The following is a 20,909-nucleotide window of genomic DNA, read 5'->3' as shown; positions in this document are numbered from 1 at the left end:
TATACGCACCTTTTACTTTTTTATTTTTCCCTTTAATTGTTGCAATGCTATTTTCCCATTTTCTTCGATACAACTTTCCATTTGCATAAATGACGGACCTGCCCACTCACTGTCTATACTCCCGTTCAGTCCAATAATTTTCAATTTATCCGGTATACGGATATTTAATTTTTTTGCTGCTCGAATTAACTCAAAGGTAATCTTATCACTTGAAGTTACAATTCCATCTATATACGGATAAGTTTGCAATAATGTAACAAACTGTTTATTCGTATACCCTTGTACACATTCTTCTCGATAAGAGATTCCTTCCTCCCAAACAGCGTCTAAAAATCCTGATATGTACTCTTCCATTTCTTCACTATCTTCGCCCTCACCGAAATAAGCAAGAAAGTGACAACCTTTTTCTTTTAATAAAGAGACCGCTCTTTGGCCACTTTCATAATAATTTGCATGAGATTTTTTTTCATCAATCACAACAAACGGAAGTGGGATTTCTCCTATACTTTTAAAAACGGATCTTGTCAAAATAACACCTGCAACGTTATTTTCCTTCAACATATGTATGTATCTATCTTTATTCTCTATATTACAAACAATAATTTGATATCCTTCTTTATACGCTATTTCCTCAATACAATGTAGCAAAGTGATGTTTGATGGGTCATATAGATTATCTACAAGTAATGCAATTATCGTTGAATTCTCTTTAAATAGTGGCTTTGTTGCACTATTTGGCCTATAACGTAATTCCTCAATTGCTTCCTTTACTTGTTTTACTGTGTCCTCATGAACGTATCCTTTTTCATTTATAACTCGTGAAACGGTTGCGACTGAAACACCTGCCAATTTTGCAACATCACGTATAGTTGCCACATCGTCACCCCTTAATATGGTAATAGATTACAATTTTACGGTAACCTAAATTACAATATTCGTCAAGGTTAATAATTTATATTTCTGAAAATTGTTACATCATTACACTAAACTATATTCTAATTGAATTTCATGTAAAATCGGGATATTATCATACCCAATGCGCGGAATTTCTTTCTTTATTTTTCGTGCCTCTTCCACCGCATTTACATATAAATTCGTCATCAAAAAATTACGTTTTTGGTAAAAACGTAACGCATTCATATTATCATTTGTTGTTATAAGCCAAACCTTCCTGCACCGTTCTTCTTCTGCAACTCGTAATACACAATCCACAAGTTTTGTCCCTATTCCTTTTCTTTCTTCAAAGCTATCTAACGATACAATTTCGCACATATTTCCGATCAATTCATACGTTACAATTCCGATTATTCTGTCTTCTGAGAGCGCAACAAATCCTGGCAACTCTTCTAACTGATGTCCCTTACCACGTGAAACCATCAATGAACTTCCCCAGTTCTCACACATGAACATTCGAATTGTTTCTTTCATCGCTGGCGTAATTTTTTGTATATGCACCATTTCCTATTTCTCCCCTTTTCTATCCTTGTGATACAATATAAGTGTATCACATGTAACGGTATTTGGAGGATGAGGTAAAGTATGAAACGTTTTTTTGCAGCATTGTTTACTATACTAGGTGCGATAACTGCCCTTGGGATTTTCTTTACAAATAAGGTGATGTACTTAAAGAAAAAAACAGAGGAAGAAATACTCGAAAGAGAAACGAAAAAACATTTTCGTATAGAGGATTTTGAAGCTCTTCATAAAGAAGAAATTCATATTCCTTCGCAATTCGGATATGATCTTCACGGATATTACATTCCTGCTGGTCATTCCAATAAGTTTATGATTTTCTGTCACGGCGTAACTGTAAATAAAATGAACTCTGTAAAATATGCAAGGTTATTTTTAAACAGAGGATATAATGTCGTTATTTACGATCATCGTCGTCATGGTAAAACTGGCGGAAAAACAACAAGCTATGGATACTATGAAAAGCATGATTTAAAATCTGTAGTTGACTGGCTAAAAAGTCGTTTTGGAACAAATATAACACTCGGTATTCATGGTGAATCGATGGGAGCTGCAACACTTCTTCAGTACGCAGGACTTGTAGAAGATGGTGCTGATTTCTATATTGCAGATTGTCCTTTTTCTGATTTCTACGGACAATTACAACATCGTTTAAAGGTTGAATTCCATTTACCGAAATGGCCTTTATTACCTTTAGCAAATGCTTTCTTAAAAGTGCGTGACGGTTATACGATTCGTGAAGTTTCACCAATCGATTGTATAAAAAACATTAACAATCCCGTCCTCTTTATTCATAGTAAAGATGATGATTATATTTTAGCTGATATGACGAAAGCGCTCTATGAAGCGAAGGAAAACAATAAACAACTTTATATTGCAGAACACGGCGCACACGCTTGCTCTTATAACGAAAATAAAGAAGAGTATGAAGCAGCCGTTGATCAATTTTTAAACTCATATGTAAAAGAAACAAAAAACAGGCTTGCATAAGCCTGTTTTTTTATTGCGCTAAAACGTCTGTAACTTGTTCCATATTTTCAGAAATCCACTTTATTGCATCATCTAGCGTTGGAAATTCTGTCGTTTGAAATGTTACCTCATCTTGCAGTAACCAAACATCCTTTGACTCTTGTCCTACACCAGCAATGGACCAGTGTAACAAACTATATGGATGATTATCATTCAAAAATGAAGCCCACGTGCGCTCATTTGCAATATTTCGTAATGTACGTAATTGTTTATCCATCTTTCGTCACCTTACTCTAGTCAGTTATAAAAAATATTATAACACTCTCTTCTCTTCCAAAGAAAGTGCTCTTTTCATATTGTCAAGTACTTTTCTTGATTATATGATGAAATTAAGCGTTTGGGAAGGAGGGATAGCGTTGGCTAAAGTACAAATTAAAGTAAATGATAATGGCTCTTTTCGCGTTACAGGGGACGTGGAATTAGTTGATTCACAAGGGAATGTATTCCCAGCAAAACCGGCATTTTCTTTATGCCGTTGTGGTTTATCAAAAAATATGCCTTATTGCGATGCTTCGCATAAAGGTAAATTCGAATCTGTTGTTAGAGCACCAGAGGCAGAATAATTTTACATGTGACATGCACATTTTTTTGTGCATGTTTTTTCTTTTTAGCAACTCCGTTATATCCCTTCTCCTTACAACATTTCTAATACTTTTGCCTCCATCTCAGCCTACATATATTTTCACACAATTCTTCACATTCGAATACTTTTTACTAGCCTTTTATTTTTTTTGTGCTATAATTTGAGCAAACAGCATCCTTCGGGGTCGGGTGAAATTCCCAACCGGCGGTGATGAAGTGCAAACTTCTAAGTCCGTGACCCGTTTTCAACTCGAAAACGGTGGATCTAGTGAAACTCTAGGGCCGACAGTATAGTCTGGATGGGAGAAGGATATGTTTTCTAGTAATTTTATATAGCGAATACACTTTTATTTCAGTATGCATATTTTTATAGATTCAATTCAAATCTATATATATGTTTTATTTTGTATACTTATCTTTCTATGCTGAAATAAAAAGATACGACTAGCGTTTGAAAAATTTGATATTTTTGCTAGGTTTCTTCCTTATGCCAAAATATCAATCATCGTTAGGTTTCTTTCCTATACTTTCGTATTCGAACTATATTTCTAGAAATCACGTCTCCCAAACCCCAAGGATATTAAAATCCTTGGGGTTTTTTGATTTTTTTAGGAGAGGTGAAGAAAATGACAGATCAAGAATATATGAGGATTGCTCTGCAATTAGCAGAAGGAACATCTGGGCAAACAAGTCCAAATCCTATGGTTGGTGCTGTTGTTGTAAAAGACGGAAACATCGTCGGTATGGGAGCTCATTTACGTGCTGGTGAAGAACACGCAGAAGTTCATGCTCTTCATATGGCTGGTGACAAAGCAAAAGGAGCCACCGTGTATGTAACACTTGAACCGTGTAGCCATTTTGGAAAAACACCACCTTGCTGTGAATTGCTCATCAAAAAAGAAGTCAAACGGGTTGTAATTGCTACTCTTGATTGCAATCCTCTCGTTTCTGGTAATGGAAAAAAAAGATTAGAGGAAGCTGGCATCGAAGTAACTACCGGTGTTCTGGAAGCAGAAGCAGTTTTATTAAATCGCTACTTTTTTCACTACATGAAAACGAAACATCCATTTGTAACAATAAAAACAGCGATGAGCTTAGACGGAAAAACAGCAACCGTAACCGGTGAAAGTAAGTGGATTACAAGTGAAGATGCACGAGCTGATGTTCATCAATATCGTCATACACACGATGCAATTCTTGTTGGAGTGAATACAGTTATAGCTGATAATCCGCATTTAACAACAAGAATTCCTAACGGAGGGCAAAATCCTATACGCGTTATTTTAGATACCCATTTACGAACGCCACCATCTTCTCATGTCATAACAGATGGTTTAGCACCGACATGGATTATAGTTGGTAAGGATGTAAATCCAGAGAAAATAGCTTCTTATGAATCTGAAAATATAGCTATATTCCAAATGAAAACGAAACAGATTGAAATACAGGATGTTTTACACCTACTCGGCGAAAAACAAATTCTTTCTCTTTTCGTCGAAGGTGGTCAAACCGTTCATGCAAGTTTCTTACAAACAAAGTATTTCAATGAAATTGTAACTTATATAAGTCCAAAATTAATTGGTGGAAAAAATGCCCCTACTTTATTTGGCGGCAATGGTTTTTCAACATTACAAGATGCACTTTCCTTGGAAATTCAAGAGATGAAACAAGTTGGCGATGATATAAAAATTGTTGCGCATGCCAGAAGTGAGGTGATGGAATGTTTACAGGAATTGTAGAAGAATTAGGAACGATTGCAAACATGCAACAAAGCGGCGAAGCGATGAAGTTAACGATTCATGCCAATAAAATTTTATCAGATGTTCACTTAGGTGATAGCATCGCGGTTAACGGTATTTGCTTGACTGTAACGAGTTTCACAACAACTTCATTCACAGTAGACGCAATGCCTGAAACGATGCAATCAACATCACTTCGCATGCTTAAACCGCAATGCAAAGTAAATTTAGAACGTGCAATGGCTGCAAACGGACGATTCGGTGGACATTTCGTTTCAGGACATATCGATGGCATCGGAACGATATTAAACAAAAAACAACACTATAATGCCGTCTATTACAAAATAGCTATTTCTGATGAATTGCTACGCTATTGTTTGCATAAAGGGTCCATTGCTGTTGATGGAACGAGTTTAACAATATTTGATATAGACGAATCTTCCATTACAATTTCACTCATCCCGCACACAGTAAGTGAATCTGTTATCGGAGAAAAGAATGCCGGTGACATCGTAAACATTGAGTGTGACATGATTGGTAAATATATCGAACGCTTTATTTCTAAACCAGTAAAACGAACAGGTTCAATGACCGAAAGCTTTTTACAAGAAAACGGATTTCTATAAGGGGGAAGCATTATGTTTCATCGTATTGAAGAAGCTCTAGAAGATTTAAAACAAGGAAAAGTCGTGATCGTATGTGATGATGAAAACCGTGAAAATGAAGGCGATTTTATCGCTTTAGCAGAGTATATTACGCCAGAAACAATTAACTTTATGATTACACATGGACGTGGTCTCGTTTGTGTACCAATTACAGAAGGGTACGCAGAACGTCTACAATTAGAACCAATGGTAGCTCATAATACAGATTCGCATCATACTGCATTTACAGTGAGCATTGATCATGTTTCTACAACAACTGGGATTAGTGCTCACGAACGTGCAACTACGATACGAGAAATGTTAAATCCTGCATCAAAAGGTGCTGATTTCAATCGTCCCGGACATATCTTTCCATTAATTGCGAAAGAAGGTGGTGTCTTGCGCCGGGCTGGTCATACAGAAGCTGCTGTCGATTTAGCACAGCTCTGCGGAGCAGAACCAGCTGGCGTCATTTGTGAAATTATTAATGAGGACGGTACGATGGCACGGGTACCTGATTTACTACAGTGCGCAAAACAATTTGATATAAAAATGATTACAATAGAAGATTTAATTGCTTATCGCCGCCACCATGAAACATTAGTGACGCGAGAAGTGGAAATTACATTACCTACAGATTTCGGTACTTTCCATGCAATTGGCTATTCTAATTCCTTAGATTCGAAAGAGCATATCGCACTCGTAAAAGGTGATATTTCAACAGGAGATCCTGTACTTGTACGCGTTCATTCAGAGTGCTTAACAGGAGATGTATTTGGCTCGTGCCGATGTGATTGCGGACCACAACTCCATGCTGCACTTGCTCAAATTGAGCGTGAAGGAAAGGGCGTTCTTCTTTATATGAGACAAGAAGGACGAGGCATTGGGCTTCTGAATAAGCTTCGCGCTTATAAGTTACAAGAAGAAGGATTCGATACTGTAGAAGCAAATGAAAAGCTTGGCTTCCCTGCTGATTTGCGGGATTACGGTATTGGCGCTCAAATATTAAAAGATTTAGGTTTACAACATTTACGATTATTAACGAATAACCCAAGAAAAATTGCTGGCTTACAAGGTTACGATTTAGAAGTAATCGAGCGTGTACCGTTACAAATGCCAGCAAAAGAAGAGAATAAAACGTATTTACAAACGAAAGTAAACAAATTAGGACATTTACTAAACTTATAATTAAAGGAGAGATTTATTATGGTATTCGAAGGTCATTTAGTTGGTACAGGATTAAAAATTGGGGTTGTTGTTGGACGTTTTAATGAATTTATTACAAGTAAATTACTTGGCGGCGCTTTAGACGGATTAAAGCGTCACGGTGTAGAAGAAGCTGATATCGATGTTGCTTGGGTTCCTGGTGCATTTGAAATTCCTTTAATCGCTAAAAAGATGGCGAATAGCGGGAAATATGATGCTGTTATTACGTTAGGCACTGTCATTCGTGGTGCTACAACACATTACGATTACGTTTGTAATGAAGTAGCAAAAGGTGTTGCATCTTTATCACTACAAACAGACATCCCCGTTATTTTCGGTGTATTGACGACTGAAACGATCGAGCAAGCGATTGAACGCGCGGGCACGAAAGCTGGTAATAAAGGCTATGAATCCGCCGTCGCTGCAATTGAAATGGCTCACTTATCAAAACAATGGGCATAAAAAAAGAGGCTGCAGCCTCTTTTTTTATTTCTTCACTTTTCTCCGTACATCTTTTATTAATTCATCCATTGTCTTTCCTTCTGTTTGTATACGAAGCGTCTGTGCTGTTTTCCATACATTCTCTCTTTTCTTCGCTTCTTCTATAATAGTAATTTCTTTTCGTACTTCCTTTAAATCTTTCCCTTCTGTTTTCAATCCAAAATGTTCAGCTTTCGTTCGAAAATGTTGTTCAATTCGTTGTTGCATCTCTTTTTGTTCAGGATTTTCGGCGGCCTTAACTGGATCAGCACTTATTGCTTTTAGTAAAATGAGACAAGTCATAATCGCTAATATATATTTGTGCATGTAAAATCCTCCAACCCAATATAAATTACATATTTACTATGTACAATTGGGGCTTGGAAAATTCGTCCACCAAAATTCTTTTTTTCGCTCAAAACCCACTAGTATCAAGCATTCACAACTATTTATTACATTTTATTTACAAAAAAGCAAACTCTTTTACAAGTTTGCTTTTTTCTATCTTATAATGCACATTCTTCAATCTCAAATCCTAAATCTTCAATCATACCCCAGTCTGCAGTCGGTTCTTGTCCAGCTGTCGTTAAGTAGTCTCCAACAAAAATAGAGTTTGCTGCAAATAAACCGATTGGCTGTACAGAACGTAAATTGATTTCACGCCCTCCTGAAATACGAATTTCTTTCGTTGGGTTTACAAAGCGCATCATCGCCAGCACTTTTAAACATTCTACTGGTGTTAACTCTTTTTGTCCTTCAAGCGGCGTACCCTTTACAGCAACAAGGAAATTACATGGAATTGAATCTGCATCTATACGTTGTAATTCGAATGCAATTTCAGCTCGCTCTTCTATTGTCTCTCCCATTCCAAAGATCGCCCCAGAACATGGTGAAATACCGGCTTGTTTCGCTTTTTGAACTGTATCAACACGATCGTCATACGTATGAGTAGAGCAAATGCTTTCGTAATTATTCGCATGTGTATTTAAGTTGTGGTTATAACGGTGTACACCCGCTTCCGCTAAACGTCCTGCTTGATCTTCGTTTAAGAAACCTAAACAACAACAAATCTTTAAATCTGTCGTTTCACGAATCTCTTTAACTGCTCCAATTACGTGATTTACCTCTTTATCAGTCGGACGACGACCAGATGCTACAATACAATATGTACCCGCTTTACGACGAATTGCTTCATGTGCCCCTTCTACAATCTTTTCCTGCGTTAGCCAAGCATATTTATCAATCGGCGCCTCTGAAATAATAGACTGTGAACAATATCCGCAATCTTCAGGGCATAATCCAGACTTCGTATTAATAATCATATTTAATTTTACTTTCTTACCAAAGTGATGGTGGCGAATGATATACGCAGCATTCATAATTTCTAAAATCTCTGTATCGTCAGCCTCTAATATCGCTATTGCATCTTCTTTCGTAATCACTTTCTCTTCTACTACGTCGTATGCAAGTTTTTTCCAATCCCTTTTTGTTTGTACTTGTTTCATTTCATCTCTTCCCCTCTTTTGTTATATGCACAAATAAAGCATGATACGTTGCCATTATCCCTTCATTTCCCGTGAAGTCTCTTTCGTATATGCGAAGCATCGCACGAAAGAGTGAGGGACTTTGACAATATGATTCTTCATTACTATTGGTCGCTCCTACTTTACGAATAGAATGTAGAAACTCCCTAACTTCTGTAAATCTCTCTATGTAACACGTTTCAGAAACATGTACATCCCCTGTTTCTATCTCACATATATGGCGCAACTGATTTTTCGAATAAAAACGTTGCCCAATCGATGTTTCATTTTGTATATTTTTTTCTTCTTTCGCCCGCTGGAACGAAGCATGCAATTCTTGAAATGTTTCCTGTCCAAATGTTGAAAAGAGTAATATCCCCTCTATAGATAAATGACGAAATAAATTTCTTATCACTTGTTTTAAATCATTTAGCCATTGAAATGTGGCATTTGAAATAATGACATCATACGTTTCTTCTAGTCGTAATCTTTCGATATCCTCACAATAAAATGTTACATTGTTTATATTTTGTCTAGTTCTCGCAACTGCAATCATACTTTCAGCAAAATCAATAGCTGTAATTTGTGCTTTCGGAAATAAGTTTGATAATTGCTCTGTAACATATCCTGTCCCGCATCCAAGTTCTAAAATACGTATCGATGAATTTGCACTATATCGCCGATTCAATGTAGAAAGTAATGAATGCGCCATCTTTTTTTGTACATTTGCATATTGATCGTAGGATACAGCTGCCACGTTAAATCGTTTTTGTAGTAACGTTTTGTTAATCATGTCGTATCCCCTCTACAAATTGAATGATTTCATTTGCGCAATATTCGAAATTCGTTACGCATAATGCATGTCCAGCCTCACTTACTACCTTGAGTGTGGCAGTTTCATTCTCAGCCATACTACATGCTGCAGACAATGGGCATATTACATCCCTCTCTCCGTGAATAAGTAGTATAGGGACGTTAATTTCTTTCAATGCTGCTCTCATATCTGTTTCTATTAAATAATCCAAACCGAATTGTAAAGACTGCATAGAATCACCTTTAAAATGTTTTACGATGTCTTCAAAACTTTTATTCTCTTTCAACTCATCTTTCGTAAACATATTTTCATAGAACCGCTTGAGCGTATCTTCTTTCCTTCTCTCCAAATTTCTTTTCAGCCGTTCTACATGCAAAGTATTCCATCCACTACTATAGTCACTTGTATTTGTAAATTTAGCAGTACCACCAATTAGCACGATACCCTTTGCCTTAATTTTTTTATAAGCTTGAATTGCCGCTAATGCTCCTAGTGACCATCCAACTAAAATTACATTTTCATCCTGTGCTACATCTATAATCCTGTTCGCAAACTCACTTTGTTCTTTCACGTTACGCCAATTAATGCATTGAACAGGATATCCTTTAAAATGGGGAAGTACTAAATCCCAAATATTTTCTTCCATTCCCCATCCAGGGATAAAAATAATCTTCAGCTCTTTCATACGAAAAGCTCCTCTTCTTTCGCAATGTGAGTAATTCGGTCAATAGCCCATTTTAAATCAGCTATTGTATGTTGCGATGTAACTGCAAAGCGAATTCGAGAACTATTAATCGGTACAGTTGGCGGACGAATTGCAATAGCTGCAATACCTACCTCTTGTAACCTTTTGCTAAACCGTAAAGCATTTTCATTTGAACCGACTACAATCGGTATAATATGAGTTGAACTATTCCCTATATCAAATCCAGCTTCTCGTAATTTGCTCCTGAAGTATTCTCCATTTGCTATAAGATTCTCTCTTCTCTTATGATCTTCTTGTACAATTTCAATTGCTTTTTGTACCGCTCCTAACGTTCCAGGCGGTAATGCAGTAGTAAAAATAAAACTTCTCATCATATTGTGTAAATACTCTATATAAATTGCATCGCCTGTCAAATACGCACCATAACACCCTAAAGCCTTGCTAAATGTCCCCATATGTATATCAATTTTTTGAGAAAGATCTTTTTCTATATGAGACAACCCTGCTCCATCAATTCCATATATTCCACTCGCATGCGCTTCATCCACTAAAATAATTGCCCCGTATTTCTCTTTCAGCTCTACTAACTCCCTCAAATACGCAGTATCACCATCCATACTAAAAACAGTATCTGTTACGATTAATTTCCGCTTTTCAGGTGACGCTGTTTTCAATAACTTCTCTAAATGATCCAAATCATTATGACGATACCTTTTATGCTCTGCCCCACTTAATATAATTCCATCAACAATGCTTGCGTGATTTAATTTGTCACTAAACACAATATCGTGACGACTCACTAATGAAGAGATCACTCCAATATTTGCGGTATATCCACTATTCACAACTAAGGCTTTTTCAGTGCCTTTCCAATCGCATATACTTCTCTCAACCTCTTCATACAGTGAATAGTTTCCTACCACGAGCCTTGATGCTGTCGCCCCAGTTCCATATTTTCTTGTACATGCGATAGCAGCTTCTTTTAACCTTTCATCTCCAGCTAACCCTAAATAATTATTTGACGCTAAATTTAGCATCCTTTTCTCATCTCGAATAAGCCATGTCTCTTCTGCTTGTTCTGTTACATGCAAATTACGATACTGCTCTCGCTCATGTAATTGTTGCAATTTAGATTGAAGATGTGTGCGCCACGTTTGATTCATTTCGGATAAGCTCCTCTAATTTTGAAATCATTATATATTCTTTAGCAGATTCCAAGACTTCTTCTCTTGTAAACTCACCTGCAAAGAATGGTAATAAACCTAAAACCGGTACCCCACTTAGCTCTTCAATCATTTCTTTATTTTCTTGCACTCTTTCCATTTCGCATTCTTTGCAGCCAGATAAAATGACACCTGCTACTGTTAAACCATATGCCTTTGCGTAAGCGATCGTTAAAACTGTATGATTTACTGTTCCTAATGTAGGGCGTGCTACTACAATAAGTGGAAGTTGTAATTCTTTTGCGAAATCAATTACTAAAGCATCCTCTGTATATGGAACAGCTAATCCACCTGCTCCTTCTACAAGTAGACTATTAAAATCTTTCAATCGTTCATTATAGTGATGAATAATGTCTTTTAACGTTACTGTCCTTCCAGCTCTTTTCATGGCAAGTCTCGGGGCAAGCGGCTCTTCAATAGAGTAAGGGCAAATTTCATCTTCTTTTGTCGGTACACCTGATAATGCCTTTAGCCTTGCTGCATCTCCTTCTGGATTTGATGCAACATGTCCACTTTGTAACGGTTTATATACCCCGATGTTATATCCCAGTTCTCTAAATACACCTGCTAATGCACCGGCGACTACAGTTTTCCCCGCTTCAGTATCCGTTGCTGTTATAAAAAAGCCACTCATTATTCTCCCTCCGTAACATCCGAGATTGCTTTATACAAAATACGTAACATATCATCAATCTCATCAATTGTAGAAGCAAGAGGGGGCATAAACACAATCGTATTACCGAGCGGGCGCAAAATCATACCTAGTTCTCTTGAGCGTTTACATACTTGAACACCGACTCTCTCTGTCCATTCAAACGCTTCTTTCGTTTCCTTATTCTTCACAAGTTCAATTCCAACCATTAACCCGCATTGACGAATGTCCCCTACATGTTTATATGCAAAGAGGTCTTCTAATTGCGTCGCCACATATTCTGTTTTACGTGCCACCTCTTCTATTAAATTTGTTTTCTCGTATAGTTCTAGATTTGCAATTGCTACCGCACACCCTAACGGATTTCCTGTATAACTATGTCCGTGGAAAAATGTTTTTTGTTCTTCATAGCCTCCTAAAAAGGCATTATAAATTTCATCTGTCGTTACAGTAATTGCAACTGGTAAATATCCGCCTGTTAAACCTTTTCCGGCTGTCAAAATATCCGGTGTTACATTTTCATGTTCACATGCAAACATTTTTCCAGTACGCCCAAATCCAGTCGCTACCTCGTCTGTAATAAATAGAACATTATATTTTGTACATAAATTACGTAGCCCTTTTAAGTATCCTTTTGGCATTGTAATCATACCGCCAGCACCTTGCATTAAAGGTTCTACAATAATCGCCGCAATCTCTTCATGTTTATCTTTCAGCAGCTCTTCCATTTCTTCTAAATGTTTTTTTACAATTTCCTCCTTATTATTTCCATAAGGAGAACGATATGTATATGGATAAGGCATTTTAATTGCTTCAAATAAAAGCGAACTATACACTTGGTGAAACAAGTCTATTGCTCCCACTGAAACAGCTCCAATTGTGTCACCATGATACGCTTCTTTTAATGTAACAAATCTTTGTTTCTTCGTTTTTCCTTTATGCTGCCAATATTGAAAGGCCATCTTAATTGCAATTTCAACAGCGCTAGAACCGGAGTCTGAATAAAACACTTTCTTCAAACCTTCTGGTACAACTTCAATTATTTTTTCGGCTAATAAAATAGATGGAACGTTAGCAAGCCCTAACATAGTAGAATGGGAAATTTTATTTAATTGCTCACGAATTGCCTCATCTAGTTCTGGCACTTGATGTCCATGAACATTTAACCAAATAGACGAAACACCGTCCCAATATTCATTTCCATTTACATCGTATAGCTTTCTTCCCTCTCCCCGTTCAATAATGACAGGATCTTCTTCTAAATAATCCTTCATTTGTGTAAATGGATGCCATACATAGGCTTTATTTTTCTCCGATAACTCTTCATATGTATATGATGGTTTGTCAGTCGTACTCTTACTAAAAGTCACAATTGTCACCCCTAATGTTAACTAGTTTATAAATATAGTTAACATTAAATCTAAATGACTGTCAATTATTTTTAAATCAAGTAGTTCTTAAAAAAGAACAACTTATCATAAGATAAGTTGTTCTACTTTCCATGTTGTATCTTTCCGATTTCTAAAATAATCTCTTCGTCTTTTTTTCCTTCTGTTTCAATTCCAAGTTGTTTTGCATGTTCAATCAATAGATCATGGCGCTTCTCAAATCTTGCGGTATTTACTTCTTTCGCAACCTCTTCTTTTGTTTTTCCTTCCGTAGAAACCCCTAGTTTATCAGCTGCTTTTTCCATCGACTTCTTCTCTTCAGCTTCTTTCGCTTTCTTCACTTCTAACTGCTGTATTTGCTTTTGCTTCGCCTGCTCTGATTCAGCTGCAAAAGCTGTGTAAATGCCAGCACTTCCGCCAATGACTAGTAAAGTGGTAAAAAGAATTATTTTTTTCTTCACTCTTTCCTCCCCTTTCAAATTCATTATAACGCACATTTTCATAGGATTAAAATCGTTCTCCTTTATTTCCCTAAAAAATTATTGAATATTTTTATTGACATGTGAGACGAATATATGATAAAAATTTAACTAACATCATATGAATCGGCATTGATAGGATTTAGTAGTATTTCGATTTCTGCTTTCAGAGAGCTGGTGGTCGGTGCGAACCAGTACAGAGCGAATTATGAATTACCCCCTGGAGCTTCTTTTGCGAAACGTAAGGAGTAGTGAAAGACGGTTATAGACCGTTATATCTAAAGAGTGGTGAAACGACACTGTTTCACAATTTAGGGTGGTACCGCGAACTTTTCGTCCCTGCATATATTGCAGGGGCGTTTTTATTTTATTAGCGCATATCATACGACCCTTTATTTTGTGATACATTCATTTCACAAGCTAGGGTGGTACCGCGATTTCTTCGTCCCTGCATAATTATATGCAGGGACGTTTTTTTATCCATTCATTTCCGTATCATATTAAAGAAACAACAATTACCGGTAATTTGTCACAAAATTCTAAAATTTAGAAGGAAATAAACAATATTGGCGAATTTTATATAAAAAAGAGCTATTTTAGATTACTTAGGAGGGGAAAACAATGGTTTCAAAAATTGAATCTGTTCTTTTAACAGTATTTATCTTTTTCTGCATTGGCTTTAGTGTTATTCAATTAGAAGTTTCACCACACATCCCAATTTTATTTGGTATCGTTTTTTTATTAGCATTTGGATTTATGAAAAAAATTGATTGGTCTACGATGGAAAAAGGAATGATAAGTAGTATTTCAGCTGGTATTCCATCTATTTTTATATTCTTACTTGTAGGCGTATTAATTAGTGTTTGGATCGCTGCTGGAACAATCCCAACTTTAATGGTATACGGCTTCCAGCTTGTATCCCCAAAAATTTTCATTCCAACTGTTTTTGTTGTTTGTGCAATTGTTGGAACAAGTATCGGTAGTGCCTTTACAACTGCCGCAACTGTAGGACTTGCCTTTATGGGCATGGGTAGTGCTCTCGGATACGATCCTGCTCTAATCGCTGGTGCAATTATTTCTGGTGCATTCTTTGGAGATAAAATGTCTCCTTTATCTGATACAACAAATTTAGCGCCAGCTGTAACGGGTGTAGATTTATTTGAGCATATTCGTAACATGCTTTGGACAACAGTTCCAGCTTTCATTATTGCTTTTATCGCATTTTTCATTTTAGGAAGCGGTACTAGTGGAGACGTTGACTTCACAAACTTCATTAGCACATTAGAGAAAAATGCAACGATTTCTATCTTTACACTTATTCCAATTTTATTACTGTTCCTATTCGCATTTAAAAAAGTTCCAGCAGTTCCAACATTACTTGCTGGAATTATAGTAGGGATCATTATCCTATTTATATTTAAACCTAGTACTTCTTTAACTGATTTAATGAAAATTATGCAAGACGGTTACGTTTCTAAAACGGGTATGAAAGATATTGATAGCTTATTATCTCGCGGTGGCCTGCAAAGTATGATGATGTCAATCGCTCTTATTTTCCTAGCTCTTTGTATGGGAGGATTATTACAAGGAATGGGTATTATTACGCAGCTAATGAATATCATCTCTAGCTTCGTAAAAACTAGCACACGCTTAATTATTTCTACTGCTTCAACTGCAATCGGTGTGAACTTCTTACTTGGTGAGCAGTACTTATCTATCGTTTTAACAGGACAAGCATTCGCTAATAAATATGATGAAGTCGGTTTAGAACATCGTAATTTATCACGTGTATTAGAAGATGCAGGTACAGTTATTAACCCGCTCGTACCATGGGGAGTAAGTGGCGTATTCTTATCGAACGTCCTTGGCGTTCCAACTTTTGATTACGTTCCATTCGCAATCTTCTGCTTAGCTTGTCCAGTTGTAACAATTATCGTCGGCTTTACTGGATTTGGCCTTTCATGGAAGAAGGAAAAAGCTGTAACACTTTCATAATATATCAAAAAGGATTACCTGAATCGGTAATCCTTTTTATATTTCTCCACTATCTATTTGCTTTCTTTCTTCTAAATAACAGAAGGAATCCTGCTCCAATAAACGCCAAACCTGCTCCAATTGTAGAAACAACACTTGTACCTGTTTTCGGTAAATCACGTTCTTCTTTCTTTTCACTTACAGTTGTTGTTTCTTTTACGTTTTGATTATCCGTTGTAGTTTGTCCAGATCCTGTATTATTACCTTCATCTGTTGGTGGTGTCGTTGGATTTTCTCCATTATTTCCTTCACCTGTTGGTGGTGTCGTTGGATTTTCTCCATTATTTCCTTCACTTGTTGGTGGTGTCGTTGGATTTTCTCCATTATTTCCTTCACTTGTTGGTGGTGTCGTTGGATTTTCTCCATTATTTCCTTCACCTGTTGGCGGTGTTGTTGGATTCTCTCCACCAGTTTCTTTATCATCATCGTTCTTCTTCGTTATATCAATTGCATATTTAGCAAATTCATTTTCAGATGGTCCAACATATGATATTTTTCCATCTTTCTTTATATACTTTTGTGCATTTGGTGAAGAATCGAATGTTGTATTTAATTTATCGGCAACAATCGGTTTAAACGTCCAATTTTTATCTGCTGCTGGATCAATAACTGGCGTTTCTTGCATATACTTCACAATGATTTGACGCGTTTCATCTTGTGATTGGTATACAACCTCCCCTTTGCTTACACCCGGGAACGTTTGGCTGCTTCCGCGATAGTTATTTGTAGCGACGATGAATTCTTGATTGTCAGCTACTGGCTTACCTTCATATGTCATATTTATAATACGATTCGTATTTGCATTTATAACTTTTCCATCTTTATCGTATTTCGCCGGTTGTGTTACATCAATTTCGTATTTTAAGCCATCTAAAATATCGAAGTTATATGTAGGATAACCTATATTTACTAACGGCTGTTCTTCTGTTTTCTTTGGATCAATTTGATTAAACTGACCTGCAGACATTTCAAGCCATTCTTTTACTTGTGCCCCATTTACTTTTACAGCATATAATGTATTTGGATATACATATAAATCTGCAACGTTTTTAATCGCTAACGTTCCAGCTGGAATATCCGTATAATATGTAGCACCGTTTCGGCCACCTGCTTTAAATGGTGCACCTGCAGATAAAACTGGAATTCCTTTATATTTACTATACTGTCCATTTTCAGCAAATAACTTTTCTACATACCATTTCTGTGCATTTGTCACAAGTTGTACAGAAGGATCATCTTGTACTAATGAGAAATAACTATTAATTGGCGCTGTCGTTTTTCCTACAGCTGTATTCACATAATCAATTGTCGCTTGGTGATCATCTTTAATTTCATTAACTAAATTTTGATCAGATTGTACGAGTGGGTTTCCTTTACTATCAGCAATCGGACGAAGTTGCGGCTTCGATTGCTCTTTTTGTACTTCCCATTTTCCATTTACTTTTTTCAATTGCATGTCTATAATACCTAAGTTACTTCCAAAGACACCAGGCATTACAACTGGAACACCATTAAATACGTCCTTCACTTCAGTATGTGAATGTCCCATTAATACCGCATCTACATCAGGAACTTCTGTTAAATAATACGATGCGTTTTCCATGCCAACGTTGTAACCACTCTTATCAACACCTGAATGCGCTAGTGCAACGATAACATCGGCACCTTCTGCTTTCATTTTTGGCACCATTTTTTTCGCTGTTTCAACTATATCTTTTGCTTTCACTTTTCCTTCTAGATTTGCTTTATCCCAGTTCATAACTTGAGGTGGAACAAATCCCATTACGCCAATTTTCACTTTTTGTTTTTGACCTGATTCATCTTCTACTTCTTTTTCAAAAACATGATATGGTTTAAAGTAATTTTGATCATTCTCTTCATTATTATCTTTATCATCTTTATAGACGTTCGAGTTAATAACCGGGAATTCTGTTTTACTAATTACTTTGTTTAAATAATCTAAACCGTAGTTAAATTCATGATTCCCAAGAGAGATGACGTCATACTTCATTAAATTCATTAAACGATATAATGGGTGCGTATAACTAGGATCCACAGGCTTCTTCGGATCATTTATTTTATTCGCTACATAATCTCCAAGCGGTGTCCCTTGTAATGCATCCCCATCATCAAACAGGACAGAGTTCTTCGCTTCTTCACGCGCTTTATTCACAAGTGTTGCAGTTTGCACGAGACCTACTTTATTATCGGTTTTCGTTTGATAATAATCGTAATTCATTAAGTTAACGTGAATATCTGATGTTTCTAGAATTCGTAAGTTAACCGTACTCTCCCCAGTTTGCTCATCCGCATGAGCTGTTGCTGGCAATACTTGCGGCGCTATAACACCAATAGCAAGAGTTGCTCCAGCTAGCATTTTTTTTGACTTTTTCACAAAAAATCCCCCTTATACAATTACCAAAGAATAATGAAATGAATTTCTAGCATTCTCTAACCACATACCTTTTTTCTTCTAGTAGATACACGATTTTCATTTCACCCTACGCTAACGAGTAGTCTCCTTAAACGATCCATTGATGGAGACTAGCAATTAACGGGAGATAAAGCTCCCACTATGTAGAATTTCACCTTATCTGACATTATCATATATAATGTACTTTCATATCGTCAATATTTTTTGACATACTTCTACAAATTTTCTGTAAAGTTATTGTAAACTTTTCATAAACATATAATATGCCCTTACATTGTTAATACTGCTGAATATGATACAATTACCAATTACAAGGAGGATGAATTATGAAAAAAGTCATCTTAACAATTGTTTGTCTCCTCCTTCTAATCATTTCTTATTCTTATTTTGAAAAGAACGATGAGACAAAACAAAATGAACCCGAAGAAAAAACAGAAAAAACATCTACTCCAAGTTGGATTGATAAGCAAACAAACGATTCCTTTTATCATCTCGTACTAGGTGATTCGCTCGCCAAAGGATATGGATCGACACAAGGTGGATTTGCTGAATTAGCCTCTAAACAAATAGAAGCACAAATTCATAAACCAATTACTGTAGAAAACCTTGGGATAAACGGTATTACAACAGATCGTCTCGCTAAAAAGGTTGAATCAGAAGATGTAAAGCAAAAAATTAGAGCAGCCAATATTATTACAATTAACATTGGGGGAAATAATTTATTTCGCTTAAATCGTGATGTCGGTGTTATAGACGGTATTAAAATGTTAAATAAAGAAAAAGCTCATTTTGAAGCGGATGTAAAAAATATTGTAAAGACAGTCCGAGATCAAAATCCGGATGCTTTACTCATTCTTTCTGAACTCTATAACCCGTTACAACTCGATGACTCCATCGCAAGTTATGCAGATATGTTTTTAGACGGATGGAATGAATCCGTTTATTCCATTGCAAAAGCAAATCAACCATCTATCGTTTTACCAATTCGCAAATTAATATCGAATGATAAGAAAGATTTACTCTTTGACCAAGTACACCCAAATGATAAAGGCTATTCGATTATTGCCGATTCCTTTACAAAAAAAGTGTTGGCCTACAAATATTAAAATTCGCATGAAACAATTCTATTTTTATAACATGTCTTTTTTGTTACAATGAGAGTGGAAGGGGGCCTTTATATGGAATCACGCGAGTGGGAACGTATTGTTGATCATCTTCTTTCGCTAGTGCCTCTTTTTTATCGCAAATTTATGCTTCCTGGAGAATTTTCTTCTCAAAGACATATGCCGCCATCACATACACAAGTATTACTGCTTCTGCATGAAAATGGCACATTAGCAGTTTCCGAAATCGGCAAGCGGCTAGCGATTTCACGGCCTAACATGACACCTCTATTAAACAAACTGATCCAAGAAGAACTAATAGAGCGTCATTATAGCGAAAAAGATCGACGGGTCATTTTAATTTCCCTGACAGCTGAAGGGAAATTGTTAGTAAATCAGTATCAACAATTCATTTTAGACAAATTAAAAGAAAATTTCCAAACGTTATCTGAGGAAGAACGTGAAAAACTCATTCACTCTCTTCAAACCATTCAAAATTTAATTTTGAAAACAAACGTATAAAGCTGCTTCTAAATAGAAGCAGCTTTATGATTCGTAATAATTGCCATAGTATACATTTGAATATGGCCATGTCGTTAAATATGGTTTTTGATCTTGCGTAGGTTGTTGCGATGGTATTTGCGGTAGTTGTTGTTGTCGATATAATTCATATTGCCTACTCGTATCATAAACCGGATAATAATTTACATATGGATATACTTGCGGTACGTAATAATAATACATTCATTCTCTCCTCCTTTTTCTTAAACATATTCAAAGGAGAAAATGAGTGTGACACTCTTTATATTTGCATGAGTGGTTCTCTCACTCTTTTCTTTCTGTTCTTCAAACGTAACTTACGGTTCTTTTCATATAAATAATGCACAACGAAATATGAAACTACACCAAACACAACCCCTAAAATCGTCATTCCAATTAATACATACACTTCACTCTGTAATAAGCTCTTTAATATCGTAAAAATGTGACTTGAAAACAAGTCCGATATTGTAAAGGGTTCATGATGTATTTTTTGCACATGAAATGGATAAATCATTTTCCCTAGCGCATACGCAAGCGGAAATAAAACTACTGGGAGAAACGATATTTTTCCAATAATATTGCCAATCACCGCGGCAGGAAAAGATCCCTTTGCTAACCTGACGATTGGATAAAATATTAAATAGACGAGCGATGCTGTATATATAACCAACATCTCTAAACCAAAACCAATCGCAAAACCTAACGATACTTTCTTCGCTCCTTCTGGTGATCGAAGCAACTTATAATATTGAAACTTTAATATTCTCCACATCCGCTGAAAAAACGAATATGTTTTCTTAGTTGTTTTCACTCTCATCATCTCTTTAACTATATTTTTATACCTAGTATGCCCTTAC

General features: G+C 36.2%; 23 protein-coding genes, 1 riboswitch and 1 other annotated feature. Of the genes, 9 read left to right on the top strand and 14 right to left on the bottom strand.

Features of this window, described 5'->3' with window-relative positions; genetic code table 11:
* Positions 1–12: 12 nt before the first annotated feature.
* Positions 13–876, bottom strand: coding sequence for a LacI family DNA-binding transcriptional regulator (locus QCI47_RS07010; protein ID WP_353811729.1), 864 nt, complete (start codon positions 874–876; stop codon positions 13–15).
* Positions 877–978: 102 nt separating this feature from the next.
* The gene (locus QCI47_RS07005; RefSeq protein WP_000233414.1) at positions 979–1,458 is read right to left on the bottom strand and encodes a GNAT family N-acetyltransferase; all 480 of its coding nucleotides are present in this window, start codon (positions 1,456–1,458) and stop codon (positions 979–981) included.
* Positions 1,459–1,539: 81 nt separating this feature from the next.
* Between QCI47_RS07005 and QCI47_RS07000 the strand changes: the two genes are divergently transcribed.
* On the top strand, positions 1,540–2,463 hold the full coding sequence (locus QCI47_RS07000; RefSeq protein ID WP_000819219.1) for an alpha/beta hydrolase: 924 nt from the start codon (positions 1,540–1,542) through the stop codon (positions 2,461–2,463).
* Between the two features lie 10 nt (positions 2,464–2,473).
* Here the strand turns inward: QCI47_RS07000 and QCI47_RS06995 are convergent, their stop codons facing one another.
* The gene (locus tag QCI47_RS06995; protein WP_000360809.1) at positions 2,474–2,719 is read right to left on the bottom strand and encodes a YqkC family protein; all 246 of its coding nucleotides are present in this window, start codon (positions 2,717–2,719) and stop codon (positions 2,474–2,476) included.
* A 139-nt stretch (positions 2,720–2,858) separates the two neighbouring features.
* Here QCI47_RS06995 and QCI47_RS06990 point away from each other — a divergent pair, with 139 nt between their 5' ends.
* From QCI47_RS06990 to ribH, 5 genes are all read left to right on the top strand, one after another.
* Positions 2,859–3,065, top strand: a complete 207-nt coding sequence (locus tag QCI47_RS06990) for a CDGSH iron-sulfur domain-containing protein (RefSeq protein WP_001151582.1) — start codon at positions 2,859–2,861, stop codon at positions 3,063–3,065.
* 190 nt (positions 3,066–3,255) lie between these two features.
* Positions 3,256–3,399, top strand: a riboswitch (FMN riboswitch).
* A 311-nt stretch (positions 3,400–3,710) separates the two neighbouring features.
* Positions 3,711–4,823, top strand: a complete 1,113-nt coding sequence (ribD, locus tag QCI47_RS06985) for a bifunctional diaminohydroxyphosphoribosylaminopyrimidine deaminase/5-amino-6-(5-phosphoribosylamino)uracil reductase RibD (protein ID WP_074540529.1) — start codon at positions 3,711–3,713, stop codon at positions 4,821–4,823.
* Entirely contained in the window at positions 4,805–5,449 is a 645-nt protein-coding gene (gene ribE, locus QCI47_RS06980) for a riboflavin synthase subunit alpha (protein WP_000493917.1), read from the top strand. Before ribD ends, ribE begins: the two co-directional genes overlap by 19 nt.
* 12 nt (positions 5,450–5,461) lie before the next feature.
* On the top strand, positions 5,462–6,655 hold the full coding sequence (gene ribBA, locus QCI47_RS06975) for a bifunctional 3,4-dihydroxy-2-butanone 4-phosphate synthase/GTP cyclohydrolase II (protein ID WP_000468997.1): 1,194 nt from the start codon (positions 5,462–5,464) through the stop codon (positions 6,653–6,655).
* A gap of 18 nt (positions 6,656–6,673) precedes the next feature.
* On the top strand, positions 6,674–7,135 hold the full coding sequence (gene ribH / locus QCI47_RS06970; RefSeq protein WP_098946798.1) for a 6,7-dimethyl-8-ribityllumazine synthase: 462 nt from the start codon (positions 6,674–6,676) through the stop codon (positions 7,133–7,135).
* A 24-nt stretch (positions 7,136–7,159) separates the two neighbouring features.
* On the opposite strand, the gene QCI47_RS06965 is transcribed toward ribH, so the two are convergent.
* The 8 genes from QCI47_RS06965 to QCI47_RS06930 all read right to left on the bottom strand — a co-directional run bounded on the left by QCI47_RS06965 (position 7,160) and on the right by QCI47_RS06930 (position 13,920).
* On the bottom strand, positions 7,160–7,480 hold the full coding sequence (locus tag QCI47_RS06965) for a hypothetical protein (RefSeq protein WP_000549777.1): 321 nt from the start codon (positions 7,478–7,480) through the stop codon (positions 7,160–7,162).
* A 179-nt stretch (positions 7,481–7,659) separates the two neighbouring features.
* Positions 7,660–8,658, bottom strand: coding sequence for a biotin synthase (gene bioB / locus QCI47_RS06960; RefSeq protein ID WP_000815866.1), 999 nt, complete (start codon positions 8,656–8,658; stop codon positions 7,660–7,662).
* 1 nt (position 8,659) lies between these two features.
* Positions 8,660–9,469 carry a malonyl-ACP O-methyltransferase BioC gene (gene bioC / locus QCI47_RS06955; RefSeq protein ID WP_000608932.1) on the bottom strand — a complete coding sequence of 270 codons (810 nt, stop codon included), beginning with the start codon at positions 9,467–9,469 and terminating at the stop codon, positions 8,660–8,662.
* Positions 9,462–10,175: an alpha/beta fold hydrolase gene (locus tag QCI47_RS06950; protein ID WP_000661275.1), complete on the bottom strand. Its 714-nt coding sequence runs from the start codon at positions 10,173–10,175 to the stop codon at positions 9,462–9,464. Before QCI47_RS06950 ends, bioC begins: the two co-directional genes overlap by 8 nt.
* The gene (gene bioF / locus QCI47_RS06945) at positions 10,172–11,359 is read right to left on the bottom strand and encodes an 8-amino-7-oxononanoate synthase (RefSeq protein WP_001077309.1); all 1,188 of its coding nucleotides are present in this window, start codon (positions 11,357–11,359) and stop codon (positions 10,172–10,174) included. Before bioF ends, QCI47_RS06950 begins: the two co-directional genes overlap by 4 nt.
* A complete protein-coding gene (bioD, locus tag QCI47_RS06940) occupies positions 11,325–12,053 on the bottom strand; it encodes an ATP-dependent dethiobiotin synthetase BioD (RefSeq protein ID WP_309422212.1) in 729 nt (242 codons plus the stop codon). The genes bioF and bioD overlap by 35 nt, the downstream gene beginning before the upstream one ends.
* On the bottom strand, positions 12,053–13,441 hold the full coding sequence (gene bioA / locus QCI47_RS06935; protein ID WP_061132226.1) for an adenosylmethionine--8-amino-7-oxononanoate transaminase: 1,389 nt from the start codon (positions 13,439–13,441) through the stop codon (positions 12,053–12,055). The genes bioD and bioA overlap by 1 nt, the downstream gene beginning before the upstream one ends.
* 122 nt (positions 13,442–13,563) lie before the next feature.
* Entirely contained in the window at positions 13,564–13,920 is a 357-nt protein-coding gene (locus QCI47_RS06930) for a hypothetical protein (RefSeq protein ID WP_000726889.1), read from the bottom strand.
* A gap of 141 nt (positions 13,921–14,061) precedes the next feature.
* Positions 14,062–14,282, top strand: a binding site (T-box leader).
* 277 nt (positions 14,283–14,559) lie between these two features.
* On the opposite strand from QCI47_RS06930, the gene nhaC reads away from it, so the two are divergent.
* Positions 14,560–15,933: a Na+/H+ antiporter NhaC gene (gene nhaC / locus QCI47_RS06925; protein ID WP_353811728.1), complete on the top strand. Its 1,374-nt coding sequence runs from the start codon at positions 14,560–14,562 to the stop codon at positions 15,931–15,933.
* 49 nt (positions 15,934–15,982) lie between these two features.
* Here nhaC and cpdB read toward each other — a convergent pair whose 3' ends face one another.
* Positions 15,983–18,367, bottom strand: coding sequence for a bifunctional 2',3'-cyclic-nucleotide 2'-phosphodiesterase/3'-nucleotidase (gene cpdB, locus QCI47_RS06920; RefSeq protein ID WP_353811727.1), 2,385 nt, complete (start codon positions 18,365–18,367; stop codon positions 15,983–15,985).
* Positions 18,368–18,732: 365 nt separating this feature from the next.
* Here cpdB and QCI47_RS06915 point away from each other — a divergent pair, with 365 nt between their 5' ends.
* The gene (locus QCI47_RS06915; protein WP_076874254.1) at positions 18,733–19,512 is read left to right on the top strand and encodes a GDSL-type esterase/lipase family protein; all 780 of its coding nucleotides are present in this window, start codon (positions 18,733–18,735) and stop codon (positions 19,510–19,512) included.
* Positions 19,513–19,584: 72 nt separating this feature from the next.
* Positions 19,585–20,031 carry a MarR family winged helix-turn-helix transcriptional regulator gene (locus QCI47_RS06910; protein ID WP_000445819.1) on the top strand — a complete coding sequence of 149 codons (447 nt, stop codon included), beginning with the start codon at positions 19,585–19,587 and terminating at the stop codon, positions 20,029–20,031.
* 24 nt (positions 20,032–20,055) lie between these two features.
* Here QCI47_RS06910 and QCI47_RS06905 read toward each other — a convergent pair whose 3' ends face one another.
* Positions 20,056–20,253: a hypothetical protein gene (locus QCI47_RS06905; RefSeq protein WP_000291952.1), complete on the bottom strand. Its 198-nt coding sequence runs from the start codon at positions 20,251–20,253 to the stop codon at positions 20,056–20,058.
* A 58-nt stretch (positions 20,254–20,311) separates the two neighbouring features.
* Complete coding sequence (locus QCI47_RS06900; RefSeq protein ID WP_002028428.1) at positions 20,312–20,872, bottom strand: DUF2062 domain-containing protein; 561 nt, start codon at positions 20,870–20,872, stop codon at positions 20,312–20,314.
* Between the last annotated feature and the right edge of the window lie 37 nt (positions 20,873–20,909).

The sequence above is a fragment of the Bacillus cereus group sp. RP29 genome, assembly GCF_040459765.1.
In the GTDB taxonomy this organism is placed as follows: domain Bacteria; phylum Bacillota; class Bacilli; order Bacillales; family Bacillaceae_G; genus Bacillus_A; species Bacillus_A paranthracis.
The sequence above is the reverse complement of the archived record's forward strand: the minus strand, read 5'-3'. Positions and strand labels throughout refer to the sequence as shown.